This window comes from Bacillus sp. FSL L8-0152 (assembly GCF_038006365.1).
GTDB lineage: Bacteria > Bacillota > Bacilli > Bacillales > Bacillaceae_G > Bacillus_A > Bacillus_A cereus.
Genome location: NZ_JBBOVB010000001.1, coordinates 3846485 through 3859430 on the forward strand (window position 1 = coordinate 3846485; position 12946 = coordinate 3859430).

Consider the following 12946-nt stretch of genomic DNA (forward strand, 5'->3'; position numbering starts at 1 on the left):
TTACTCATCCTTTCTTTAACTTCTTCTGTAAGCGATACAATTCGTTCATCGCTTCTAAAGGTGTCATATCAAGTAAATCAATTTTTTTAATTTGCGCAAGTACTGCGCTTTCTTTTTGATCAAGCACAGGCTTGTCTTGTTTTTTTGAAGATTGGTCTCCTCCAAAGAAAGATAGTTGTGACTCTTCTTCAGTCTCTTCTTTCTTTTCTTGTATTTCTGCCGGTTCTTCTTTTACAACTACAGGTTCTGGAACAACTTCTTGTACCTTTACTTCTACACGCTTTGGAATAATAATTTCTTCCTGTCCTTCTAGTTGTGCTAACACTTCTTTCGCGCGGGCGATTAAGCTATCTGGAAGCTCTGCAAGTTGCGCAACGTGAATTCCGTAACTTTTATCAGCTGCTCCATCTTGAATTTTATGAAGGAATACTACTTTTCCATTCTCTTCAATTGCTGAAACGTGTACATTTTTCAGTTGATCTAAACTCTCTTCTAACACAGTCAATTCATGATAATGCGTAGAGAATAACGTTTTTGCACCAATTTGGTCATGAATATGTTCAATGATTGCTTGTGCAAGTGCCATACCATCATACGTAGATGTACCTCGTCCAATTTCATCGAATAAAATTAAACTTCTTTCTGATGCGTTTGCAATTGCATTTTTCGCTTCTAACATTTCGACCATAAATGTACTTTGACCTGATATTAAATCATCCGCTGCACCAATTCTCGTAAAGATTTGATCAAATACAGGTAATACTGCTTCTGTTGCTGGTACGAAACAACCGATTTGCGACATAACAGTTACAAGTGCTAATTGTCTCATATACGTACTTTTACCAGACATGTTCGGTCCTGTAATTAAAAAGACATCCATCTTCTCTGGCATAATACAATCATTCGGTACATACAATTTCCCGTTCAATACTTTTTCAACGACAGGATGACGACCATCTTTAATAAAGATTTCACGCTTCGTTGTTAGTACAGGTTTTACAAACTGTTCTTCTTCACTAACTGTCGCAAAACTTTGCAGTACGTCTAATTCACTAATTACTTTTGCTAAATGTTGTAATTTCGGAATAAATACTTTTACTTCTTCACGAAGCGCTGTAAATAAATCGTATTCTAGTTGTACAATTTTTTCTTCTGCTTCTAAAATTAACGTTTCTTTTTCTTTCAGTTCATCTGTAATGAAACGTTCAGCATTAGCAAGCGTTTGTTTTCGTTCGTAGCGGCCTTCTGGAAGTGCTGCAAGATTCGCCTTCGTCACTTCAATGTAGTAGCCGAAAATACGGTTGTACCCGATTTTTAACGATTTAACTCCTGTAATATCACGCTCTCGTTTTTCAAGCTCAGCGATCCACGTTTTTCCGTTTTTACTAACGTAACGATATTGATCAAGCTTGTCATTATAACCGTCTTTAATAATATCTCCATCTTTAATAGAAAGCGGTGGGTTTTCTTGAATACTTCTTCCTAGTAATTCAGTTAAGCTCTCACATGGATCCGCTCCTTGAATTAACCTTGCTGCATAAGCATTATCTAACAAACTAATCGCTTCTAAAATAGCTGGCACTTGAAGTAAAGATCGTCTTAACTGTAATAAGTCCCTTGCATTGACATTACCAAATGCAACTTTTCCTGCTAAACGTTCTAAATCATATACTTCTTTTAATTTTTCTTTTAAATCTTCACGTAAGAAGTAATCATTTACAAATGTTTCAACCATTTCTAAACGCTCTTCAACTTTTTCTTTCTGAATAAGTGGACGTTCCATCCACTGTTTTAACATACGACCACCCATAGCTGTTTTTGTTTTATCCAATAGCCATAATAATGATCCTGTTTTTTCTTTCGTTCGAAGTGTTTCCGTCAGCTCTAAATTTCGCTTTGAATGCACATCAATTTTCATAAATTGATTCGTATAATAAATTTCTACAGGTTGTAAATGATCTAATGAACGTTTTTGCGTTCTTATCACATAGTTAAATAAGCGTCCAATTGCTTTAATTAACTTTGCTTGCGAAACATTTTTCACAAGATGTTCTAATCCTTCAGGAATTGCCGTTGCATCTTCATATGAAATTGTCATTTTTAACGTTTCAGTTAATTTATTTAATTCATCTTTAGAAAATGAAGAATCTACAACAATTTCTTTCGAACCAGTTGCATACACTTCCAATAAAATATCTTCTACTGAACCAGTCAATAACGTTACTGTATTTTGTCCAGTCGTTAAATCATTACAAGCTAAAGCATATGATCCATCTTCAAAATGTGTTAATGCGGCTAAGAAGTTGTTTTCTTTCTCATCAATTGTACGCCCTTCCATCATCGTTCCTGGCGTAATTAGTTGTACTACTTCACGGCGCACTACACCTTTAGCTGTTTTTGGATCTTCCACTTGCTCACAAACAGCAACTTTATATCCTTTTTCAACAAGTTGTTCAATATAATTTTTAGCTGCATGATGGGGTACACCGCACATCGGTATACGATCACTACTGCCACCATCTCGGCTCGTTAATGTAATCTCAAGCTCATGAGCTGCTTTAACGGCATCTTCAAAGAACATTTCATAAAAATCGCCTAATCGGAAAAATAAAAAGGCATCTTGATAGTCTGCCTTAACCTTTAAATATTGCTGTATCATAGGGGTATATTGCGTCATACTTTTCCTCCATAATTCTTACATAGTAATCAATTTTCATATATGTCACATTTCACGGACATCCATATCTCCTATTTCAGGAGTCTATCTTCATTATAACATATTTCATAAAGAATCATGTTCATTCAGCGCCACTTATGTAAAGTAAAAAGCTAGGAAGAACTTCTCCCTAGCTTTCTATTACTCTTCTTCTGCATCAACGATAAAGTTCGGATCTAATTCTTCAAATTCATCATCAGCAATTTGGAAATCATCATCTGATTCTACGCAGCCTTCAGGATTTACACTTACACAAATTTTCGTTTCTCCAACTACTTCTGTTACAAATTCACGTTCTACAGTTACAACAATTTTATTACCGTTTGGTGATACAAGCGCTTCTAAACAATTTGGTGGCTGAATAACACGAGCAATAATTTCTAAATCGTCACCAGAAAAGTTTTTATCACGATAACCAATGCTGACTTCGTCCGTGTAGTTCACGCGTTCTGTTACAACTTCAGTCTTTGTATTTCCATCAAATGAATACCAAGTGTTCACATCATAGAAACCTTCAATTTCCACATGCTTCCCATTCTTTCTTGCTTCGTACGAGTGGTTAATTACCCAGCACCCTAAAATACTTGTTGGTTCATTATTCGATTCACATGTATGCGTTGACTTTGTATACTTACGTCCTTTTCCAACCACTGCTTTTGTAATAATCTCTCTAAATTCGGACATTCGTAACCCTCCTCAATCACTATTCACTTAATCATATGCGTGACAATAGCGGAATGTGTCATTCTTTTTTTGAGAAGAACTTACGTTTAATCAACTAAAAAAAAGAGATGTCAATATGACATCTCTTTAACAACCACAATTTCCTTTTTTACTTTCTACCGCTGCGCCAGTTTCACCCTTTAGTACATCGCCACCAGTTGAAATTAATATTTCATCTGTTACGTTGTTAGAAATTGTACTAGCAACTAACTGTAATAAGTCATTTACATATGTTTGTGAAGATTTAAATTCTTGTACAACTGGAATACTGTCTAACTTATCTTGCAATGCATCAATTTCAGCTTCTACCTTTTTTAAAGCTTCCCATTTCCCGTAATGTTGCAAGTTTACTGCTTGTTTTTGCAGTGCTTTAATTTCATCGATTGCGCGCTTTACATTTTCATTTTTATGAATTTGCGCCTCTGCTTTCTTAAAAAAATCAACCTCTTCTGTTTCAGAAATCATTTTTGCTAATTCTTTCGCTTGTTCAACAATGTCATCTTTCGAATATACTTTCATCTATTATTTCACCTCAATCGGCTCTTCAACTAATTCCCCGTTAAGAGACCAAGTTTTTGCTTCCGTTACTTTTACTTTCACAAGCTGACCAATTAAAGATTTTGAAGCAACGAAGTTTACAAGTTTATTCGTACGAGTATAACCTGCAAGTACTTCTGGATTATTTTTACTTTCCCCATCAACTAACACTTCTACAATTTGACCTTTGTAACGACTATTCTTTTCAATTGCCAACGTATTTACTAGTGTATTTAAGCGTTGAAGACGTTCTTTCTTTACTTCCATCGGTACATTATCTTTCATTTTTGCAGCTGGTGTACCTTCGCGCGGAGAATAAATGAATGTAAAGGCAGTATCAAACCCTACTTCACGATATAACGACATCGTTTCTTCAAATTGCTCATCTGTTTCATTTGGGAAACCAACGATAATATCTGTTGTTAATACTGCATCTGGAATTGCTTCTTTAATTTTTCTTACAAGTTCTAAATAATGCTCACGCGAATATTTACGCGCCATAATTTTCAACATATCTGTACTTCCAGATTGAACTGGTAAATGGATATGTTCTACTAGGTTGCCACCTTTGCCAAGTACTTCAATTAAGTGATCATCGAAATCACGTGGATGGCTCGTTGTAAAACGAATACGGGCTATATCAACTTTACGAAGTTCGTCCATTAAATCACCAAGACCGTATTTTACATCTTCAAAATCTTTACCATATGCATTTACGTTCTGTCCAAGTAATGTAATTTCTTTATAACCATTCGCAGCTAAGTGACGAATCTCTTGGATAATATCTTCTGGACGTCTACTTCGCTCTTTTCCTCGTGTATACGGTACAATACAATACGTACAGAACTTATCACAGCCATACATAATATTTACCCAAGCTTTAATATCACCACGACGTACTTTCGGAAGGTTTTCAATTACGTCGCCTTCCTTTGACCAAACTTCAACTACCGTTTCCTTCGAGAACATCGCATCTTTTAGAATGTACGGTAATCTATGAATATTATGCGTTCCAAACACCATATCTACATGCTGATTTTTTTGCATAATTTTATTTACAACAGATTCTTCTTGAGACATACAACCACATACACCAATTAAAAGGTCCGGATTTCTTCGTTTTAGTGACTTTAAATGGCCTAGTTCACCAAACACTTTATTTTCAGCATTTTCACGAATGGCACAAGTGTTTAATAAAACTACATCTGCATCTTCAGTTGAAAAAGTTGGTTCATATCCAAGTGTTGTGAAAATACCTGCCATTACTTCCGTATCATGCTCATTCATTTGACAACCATATGTACGAATATAGAACTTTCGGCCTGTACCAAAATTGCGAAACTCTTCAGGTAAGCCAAAATCCCGCTCAATTTTAACTTCTTCTTTCCCGCGCTTTTTCGCATCCTTTAAGGAAGGTGGTTGATATACACTTTCAAAGTATTTACTATAATCTTTCTCTTCTTTTTTCGTAGAGGAATTTGCTTGTTGACTTGCTAATCGTTGTTGCTCGTTCATCGGTAATCTCCTTTCACCCTTAACTATACACACTCTATAGTCCATTTTAATGCGCTTAGACTCACCTCAAAAATGGTTAGATAGCTTGGAGATAACTTGTCCTTTGAAACTTGAGTAATCAATCTAATCATTCATAAGAATGAAGTCTTCCCCACGCAAATAGACATTCCCTTTTTATCATTTCTTGTTGTCCTACCCAAAAGCATATTGCTTTATCCCTATAAACATTACCATAGTATGACGTGTTTCGCCAATTTTAACAATTCAGAGGCCCTTTAGTATCTTACATTTCATAAGCAATGAACTTGCCATTTTCATACAACGATTTACATATTATTTTACCATTCTGAATTTTCTAAGTAAATAAAACTACCCTATATTTTTTGCACATAAAAAAGGTTGCCAAATCGGCAACCTCCTCTTCTTACATTACATAAATTCAGCAACAAGCTCATCAAACATTTTCTGATCCATATTTAAATCAGATTTCACTAAAGGCTCTTCACTATAGCCTTTAACAAGTTCTTGATATGATGGTTGCTTAGTATTTTGATAAATCAAACCTGTTACTAAACCGTTATTTTCCATTAACGTTTGCATAGCCATCATGCGATTAGATGGATCATATCCCTCTACTGTGCTTAGTTTCGTTAAGTTCTCTTTAAACCAATCGTAAGTATTTACTTTATTGTAAGTAACACATGGGCTAAATACGTTAATTAATGAAAATCCTTTATGGTTAATACCAGCTTCAATAATTTGTGTTAATTCTTTTAAATCACTCGAAAAGCTTTGCGCCACAAATGTCGCACCAGCTGTTAAAGCCATTTCCATTACATTTAGTGATGGTTCAATTGAACCTTGTGGTGTGCTTTTCGTTTTAAATCCCGCTTCACTACGTGGTGAAGTTTGCCCTTTTGTTAATCCGTAAATTTGGTTATCCATTACGATGTACGTAATGTCGATATTACGACGAATAGAATGGATTGTATGTCCCATACCAATCGCAAATCCATCACCGTCACCACCTGAAGCGATAACTGTTAAATCACGATTTGCCATTTTCACACCTTGTGCAATCGGAAGGGCACGACCATGAATACTATGCACACCATATGAATTAATATAACCTGAAATACGGCCTGAACAGCCGATACCAGAAATAACAGCAAGTTCATCTGGATTTAAGCCAACGTTAGCTGCTGCACGTTGAATTGCAGCTTGCACTGAGAAGTCTCCGCAACCTGGGCACCAGTTTGGCTTTACACTGTTACGAAAGTCCTTAAATGTTGCCATTTAATACAACCCCTTTTTTGCATTCGTTGTAAATCTCTTTCGGCAAGAATGGGTTTCCATCATATTTTAAAAGACTAGAAATTTTCTCACCATTACCAAGATTCATTTTGATAATGTTAGCAAGTTGACCTGTTGCATTGTTTTCTACTACTACAACACGCTTCGCCTTTTTCACAAGTGGATCGATTTCAGCTGTTGGGAACGGGTGAATTAAACGCACATGAGCATGGTTTACTTTCATACCCTCTTGTTCTAAACGCGTCATTGCCTCTTCGATCGCACCACGAGTTGAGTTAAATCCAACAAGCAATACATCTGCTTCTTCATGCTTAACATTTTTATAAACAGGGGTATTAAACTTCAAGTTCTCCATTTTACGGAAACGTTTGTCCATTTGATCTTTACGGTTTATTGCTGATTCCGATGGCTTTCCAGTTTCATCATGTTCTACACCTGTAACATGGTGAACACCATTTTTCATACCAGGTAAAACACGCGGCGAAACGCCGTCTTCAGTTACTTCATAACGCTTGAAGTATGCTTTATTTTCACGTTCTGGTAATTCTGCTTCTAAATCAAGCTTACCACGACGGATTTCCACTTTATCTAATTTAAGTGGTTCTACTGTTTGTTTTCCTAACGAAAGCTGTAAATCTGTTAAGAAAATAACAGGAACTTGATATTCTTCAGATAAGTTAAATGCTTCTACAATGTCATAGAAAGCTTCTTCAACTGTACTTGGCGCCATTACGATTTTTGGAATTTCACCATGCGTACCGTAAATCATCGCCATTAAGTCAGACTGTTCTTGTTTCGTTGGTAATCCCGTACTTGGACCACCACGTTGTGTATCAACAATTACTAATGGGGTTTCTGTAATACCTGCTAAACCGATTGCTTCCATCATTAATGACAGACCAGGACCAGCAGATGCAGTTAATGTACGAACACCAGCATAGTTTGCGCCGATTGCCATTGTACAAGCTGCAATTTCATCCTCAGTTTGGATTACTGTTCCGCCGACTTTCGGTAATTTTTTAATTAAGTATTCCATAATTTCTGATGCAGGTGTGATTGGGTATGCTGACATAAAACGAGCACCACCAGCTACCGCACCAAATGCGATTGCATCGTTTCCAATCATAAACATGCGTTTTTTACCATCAGCTTTTTCAAGCTGCATCATGTTTACTTTCTCACCTAGTAATTCTTTCATATATTGAGAGCCGCGTTTAATTGCGTCCATATTCTTTTGAACGACTTGCTCTCCTTTACGACCAAAGATTTCTTCAACAACATCTAAATAAGCTGTTTCGTCTAATCCTAATACTGCACTTGATGCTCCAACAGCAACCATGTTTTTCATTAATGATGTGCCTAATTCTGAAGCAATATCTGTAAACGGTATCACATATAGATTTACATCTGTATTGTCGGGTATTGTTGGATTAAATTTTGCATCCGCAACTACAATTCCACCTGGACGTAGTTCGTGGAAGTTAAAATCAATTGTTTCTTGGTCAAAAGCAATTAAAATATCTAAATCATCTGAGATCGCGCGTACTTCTGTTGTACTTACACGAATTTTATTATTTGTATGGCCGCCTTTTATACGTGATGAGAAGTGGCGGTAACCGTATAGGTAATATCCTAATCGGTTTAATGCAATACAGAAGATTTCTCCTGTACTTTCAATTCCTTCACCTTGTTGGCCTCCAACTTTCCATGAAAGTTGACTAATCATCTCCTACACCCCTTTTGGCTGCATTCATTGTAGTGTATTTTTTTACAGTAATAGTTTAGCATTTTTTATGCAAATAAACTACAACGGACGCAAATTATGCCTCTTCTGATTTCCCTGAATCTTTAGTATAAAGCTATTTTGTTTTTCATTCTAGTATTAGGTCTTAAAAAAAGCAATAAAATCAAATGAATTAATTTTAATTTTTCTGAATTTTAAACCACAAACTTAAAAACTCATATGTTCAACAAAATTATCATATAAAAATCTTTCTACAGTAGATGCAGCATAGTATTTATACAGCTCATTCATGACATTTTCATAATCTCCATAGGCAGATATATTGACAACCGTATCTACAATCCCATCAAAATCTGAACCAAACCCTATATTGTTTTCTCCACCTAGCGAGCAAATATATTCGATATGTTTTATGATATCAGTTATATTTGCTTGCCTTTCACTTGTTAGAAACTGCGGTACAAAAGTGACACCGATCATGCCATTTTTCTTTATAAGAGCTTTAAGTTGTTCATCGTTTAAATTACGTGGGTGCTCGCAAAGTTTCATACAATTTGAGTGGGAAGCAATAGGATTTTTTGCAATCTCTATAACATCCCAAAAACTTCTTTCATTTAGATGAGACACATCAGTCCATACATGTAGCGCATTCAGTTCTTGTACAACCTGTTTACCAAAATTCGTTAAACCCGCCCCACGTGTCTCTAGCGCACCATCAGCTAAGAGATTGGCATAATTCCATGTTAGTCCAAAAGAACGTACTCCTAGGCGATACAACAACCGTAATTTCATTGCTTCTTTTCCAATTGCTTCGCATCCTTCTAGTGTTAATATCGCTCCAACCTCGTCCTGTTTTAACATGTTAATATCATCTTTTGTCTGAATAAACTTTACACCTGGTAGGGATAAAATTTCATTATAAAAAATATCTACCATTTGTAATGCTGCTTCAAATCGGTTTTCATATGCCACTGTTTCTGGTACATATATAGCAAAACATTGTATACTTCCTTTTCTTCTCTTTAACTGTTCAAATGTAATATGTAATTGTGAATCATCGTTAAAATTCCTTTTCCCTTGTGCACTCCATAACTGAAGAAGCACGTCACAATGAGCATCAAAAATTTTCATTTTCAGTCCTCCATTATAAAAACAACCTGTTTGCATACTGCAAACAGGTTGTTTAAAACTTAACGAGGTTCTACAATTAATTTTATTGCTGTACGCTCTTCGCCATCAATCATAATATCTGTAAACGCTGGGATACAAATCAGGTCCAAACCACTAGGCGCTACAAATCCTCTTGCGATTGCTACTGCCTTTACCGCTTGGTTCAATGCACCTGCACCAATAGCTTGAATTTCTGCTGTTCCGCGTTCGCGAATAACACCTGCAAGTGCACCAGCTACAGAATTAGGGACCGACGTTGCTTTAACTTTTAATATTTCCATTCCGCGTTTCCTCCTCGTTTCTTTAAAAAGTATTAGCAATTATTTCACTTTAACTTATATTCACGAGGAATGGCGCGTATTCCTGCTAAATTTCCGTAATTTTTCTAAAAAATTAAAATATAATAACTTATCTAAAATTTAACGGAAATTTACTCAAAAAATGGTTGATCGTCATTAATTAAAATGCGCTCAATTTTCTTTGCTTTTCCTGTATTTGGATCCACATCAATTAACACTGCACTTAATTGCGTTCTACCACTTGTTACTTCAAATCGTACCGGTAAGTTCGTTAAAAACTTCTTCAATACCGCTTCTCGGTCCATACCTAATATTCCATCATATGGCCCTGTCATCCCAACATCTGTAATATATGCCGTTCCGCTTGGTAAAATACGGTTATCCGCTGTAGGGACATGCGTATGCGTACCTACTACTGCTGTAGCACGTCCATCTACATACCAACCTAGCGCTTGTTTTTCACTTGTAGTCTCCGCATGGAAATCAACAAAGATAATATTCGTACGTTTTTTCGCAATATTAATTAATTCATCCACTTTACGGAATGGACAATCAATCGGAGGAAGGAAAGTACGTCCTTGTAAGTTAATAACTGCAACTTCTGTTCCATTACAGTTCACAAAGATAAGTCCTTTTCCTGGAGTTCCTTCTGGGAAGTTAGCTGGTCTTGCAAGATATTTTGCATCATCTATGAATTCAAATACTTCACGATTATCCCAAGCATGGTTTCCAAGTGTAACTGCTTGCGCCCCACACTCTAAAAAGTTTCGATATATTTTTTCTGTAATCCCACGGCCACCTGCTGCGTTTTCTCCATTAATGATTGTTACTGTAGGTGTATATTTTTTCTTTAATGCCGGTACGTATTGTTGAATCATACCTCTACCAGGAGATCCTACTACATCCCCAACAAATAATATTCTCATATGTCTTACCCTTTCTATGTACTGCATTTTTTATTGCTATAGCATTAAGGAAATTCCTTATAATATGTTTATTATAAGTTTGTTTCACTTTTACGCTATATAACTAACTGTCTTTATTTTATCCAATTCCAACACAAAAAAATAAAGTGGTGTTTCACCACTTTATTTTGCGTATTCCACTGCACGTGTTTCACGAATAACAGTTACTTTAATATGTCCTGGGTAATCCAGTTCATTTTCAATACGTTTTCGGATATCACGAGCTAAACGATGAGCTTCTAAATCATCGATTGTATCTGGTTTTACCAAAATACGAACTTCACGTCCTGCTTGAATTGCAAATGATTTTTCAACGCCTTCATAAGACTCTGAAATCTCTTCTAACTTTTCAAGACGACGAATGTAGTTTTCAAGCGTTTCACTACGAGCTCCCGGTCTTGCAGCTGATAAAGCATCTGCTGCTGCAACTAAAACTGCAATGATAGAAGTTGGTTCTGTGTCACCATGGTGAGATGCGATACTGTTTATAACTACAGGATGCTCTTTATATTTCGTTGCGAGTTCAACACCAATTTCAACGTGGCTACCTTCTACTTCATGGTCAATCGCTTTTCCGATATCATGTAATAGACCAGCACGTCTTGCTAGTTTTTCATCCTCGCCAAGCTCTGCTGCCATAAGTCCAGTTAAATATGCAACTTCCATAGAGTGTTTTAAGACGTTTTGTCCATAACTTGTACGGTATTTTAAACGACCTAAAATTTTAATTAAATCTGGGTGTAATCCATGAACACCCACTTCAAACGTTGTTTGCTCTCCGACTTCGCGAATATACTCGTCCACTTCACGTCTTGATTTTTCGACCATCTCTTCAATACGCGCTGGGTGAATACGTCCGTCCTGTACTAGTTTATCAAGAGCGATACGAGCTGTTTCACGACGAATTGGATCGAATCCAGAAAGGATTACCGCCTCTGGTGTATCATCGATAATTAAGTCAATACCCGTTAACGTTTCTAACGTACGAATATTACGACCTTCACGCCCGATAATACGTCCCTTCATTTCGTCATTTGGAAGATTTACAACCGAAACGGTTGTTTCAGCAACATGATCAGCTGCACATCTTTGCATTGCAAGAGATAAAATCTCTTTTGCTTTCTTATCCGCTTCTTCTTTCGCGCGAACTTCACTTTCTTTTACCATAACAGCGATTTCATGAGAAACTTCATTTTCTACTTTACCAAGAATAATTGCTTTCGCTTGTTCGCGTGTCAGATTGGAAATGCGCTCTAATTCTGTTTGTTGCTTTTGAACTAACTCTCCCACTTTGCTTTCCAACTCTTCAATCTGTTGTTGTCTCGCTACAAGAGAATCCTCTTTCTTCTCTAACTGCTGCTCGCGTTTATCGAGCGTTTCGTCTTTACGATCAAGGTTCTCTTCTTTTTGCATTAAACGATTTTCTTGTTTTTGTAATTCGCTTCTACGGTCACGAATTTCTAATTCAGCTTCTGTACGAAGTGTATGAATTTCATCCTTTGCTTCTAAAAGCGCTTCTTTCTTAAGTGCTTCAGCCTCACGATTCGCTTCGTCTAGAATACGTTTCGCTTCATTAGCCGCACCATTAATCTTCGCTTCAGCAATAGACTTTCGAACAAAAAAGCCAACAACTGCACCGACTGTTGTTGCAAGCAAAATGGAGATGAGTATCCAAACTGTACTACTCATGATTTCACCTCCCCTTGCTATGAATGAAAAAAGACTGTCGGCATGTACATTAAATTACAACATACAGCAAAGACCGTCGTCCCGCTTTTTTAAGGGACTTTCTTCATTTCACAATTAAAATGTCATATTATTATTTCGGTAAGTTTTAAACCTTACTCCGAATATTACTTCTCTTCTTGAGAAGAGTATATCGTATATAAGAAAAAATATACATTCTCATTGTATCTATCGTAATTTTCATTGTCAAGCGTTGTCTACTTTTACTTTCTTTACC

Annotated in this window: 10 protein-coding genes; all 10 read right to left on the bottom strand. The window is 36.4% G+C overall.

The window, feature by feature from the left end; translation table 11 throughout:
• Positions 1–4: 4 nt before the first annotated feature.
• The 10 genes from mutS to rny all read right to left on the bottom strand — a co-directional run bounded on the left by mutS (position 5) and on the right by rny (position 12672).
• On the bottom strand, positions 5–2677 hold the full coding sequence (gene mutS / locus MHH27_RS19170; protein ID WP_000195993.1) for a DNA mismatch repair protein MutS: 2673 nt from the start codon (positions 2675–2677) through the stop codon (positions 5–7).
• 180 nt (positions 2678–2857) lie between these two features.
• Positions 2858–3400: an outer spore coat protein CotE gene (gene cotE, locus MHH27_RS19175; protein WP_001288799.1), complete on the bottom strand. Its 543-nt coding sequence runs from the start codon at positions 3398–3400 to the stop codon at positions 2858–2860.
• A 126-nt stretch (positions 3401–3526) separates the two neighbouring features.
• Positions 3527–3958 carry a RicAFT regulatory complex protein RicA family protein gene (locus tag MHH27_RS19180; protein WP_000870460.1) on the bottom strand — a complete coding sequence of 144 codons (432 nt, stop codon included), beginning with the start codon at positions 3956–3958 and terminating at the stop codon, positions 3527–3529.
• Between the two features lie 3 nt (positions 3959–3961).
• Positions 3962–5491, bottom strand: coding sequence for a tRNA (N6-isopentenyl adenosine(37)-C2)-methylthiotransferase MiaB (miaB, locus tag MHH27_RS19185; RefSeq protein WP_001005393.1), 1530 nt, complete (start codon positions 5489–5491; stop codon positions 3962–3964).
• A 429-nt stretch (positions 5492–5920) separates the two neighbouring features.
• A complete protein-coding gene (locus MHH27_RS19190) occupies positions 5921–6787 on the bottom strand; it encodes a 2-oxoacid:ferredoxin oxidoreductase subunit beta (protein WP_000190155.1) in 867 nt (288 codons plus the stop codon).
• Entirely contained in the window at positions 6774–8531 is a 1758-nt protein-coding gene (locus MHH27_RS19195; protein ID WP_097822629.1) for a 2-oxoacid:acceptor oxidoreductase subunit alpha, read from the bottom strand. Before MHH27_RS19195 ends, MHH27_RS19190 begins: the two co-directional genes overlap by 14 nt.
• 225 nt (positions 8532–8756) lie before the next feature.
• Positions 8757–9680, bottom strand: coding sequence for a dipeptidase (locus MHH27_RS19200; RefSeq protein ID WP_098235814.1), 924 nt, complete (start codon positions 9678–9680; stop codon positions 8757–8759).
• Positions 9681–9739: 59 nt separating this feature from the next.
• The gene (gene spoVS, locus MHH27_RS19205; RefSeq protein ID WP_000404341.1) at positions 9740–10000 is read right to left on the bottom strand and encodes a stage V sporulation protein SpoVS; all 261 of its coding nucleotides are present in this window, start codon (positions 9998–10000) and stop codon (positions 9740–9742) included.
• 149 nt (positions 10001–10149) lie between these two features.
• Positions 10150–10944, bottom strand: a complete 795-nt coding sequence (locus tag MHH27_RS19210) for a TIGR00282 family metallophosphoesterase (protein ID WP_001221097.1) — start codon at positions 10942–10944, stop codon at positions 10150–10152.
• 162 nt (positions 10945–11106) lie between these two features.
• Positions 11107–12672 carry a ribonuclease Y gene (gene rny / locus MHH27_RS19215; RefSeq protein ID WP_000099769.1) on the bottom strand — a complete coding sequence of 522 codons (1566 nt, stop codon included), beginning with the start codon at positions 12670–12672 and terminating at the stop codon, positions 11107–11109.
• Positions 12673–12946: the final 274 nt, after the last annotated feature.

What these genes read in the sequence shown, in the direction of transcription:
- mutS (WP_000195993.1), bottom strand. Translation starts at nt 2,677, where the DNA reads ATGACGCAATATACCCCTATGATACAGCAATATTTAAAGGTTAAGGCA.
- cotE (WP_001288799.1), bottom strand. Translation starts at nt 3,400, where the DNA reads ATGTCCGAATTTAGAGAGATTATTACAAAAGCAGTGGTTGGAAAAGGA.
- MHH27_RS19180 (WP_000870460.1), bottom strand. Translation starts at nt 3,958, where the DNA reads ATGAAAGTATATTCGAAAGATGACATTGTTGAACAAGCGAAAGAATTA.
- miaB (WP_001005393.1), bottom strand. Translation starts at nt 5,491, where the DNA reads ATGAACGAGCAACAACGATTAGCAAGTCAACAAGCAAATTCCTCTACG.
- MHH27_RS19190 (WP_000190155.1), bottom strand. Translation starts at nt 6,787, where the DNA reads ATGGCAACATTTAAGGACTTTCGTAACAGTGTAAAGCCAAACTGGTGC.
- MHH27_RS19195 (WP_097822629.1), bottom strand. Translation starts at nt 8,531, where the DNA reads ATGATTAGTCAACTTTCATGGAAAGTTGGAGGCCAACAAGGTGAAGGA.
- MHH27_RS19200 (WP_098235814.1), bottom strand. Translation starts at nt 9,680, where the DNA reads ATGAAAATTTTTGATGCTCATTGTGACGTGCTTCTTCAGTTATGGAGT.
- spoVS (WP_000404341.1), bottom strand. Translation starts at nt 10,000, where the DNA reads ATGGAAATATTAAAAGTTAAAGCAACGTCGGTCCCTAATTCTGTAGCT.
- MHH27_RS19210 (WP_001221097.1), bottom strand. Translation starts at nt 10,944, where the DNA reads ATGAGAATATTATTTGTTGGGGATGTAGTAGGATCTCCTGGTAGAGGT.
- rny (WP_000099769.1), bottom strand. Translation starts at nt 12,672, where the DNA reads ATGAGTAGTACAGTTTGGATACTCATCTCCATTTTGCTTGCAACAACA.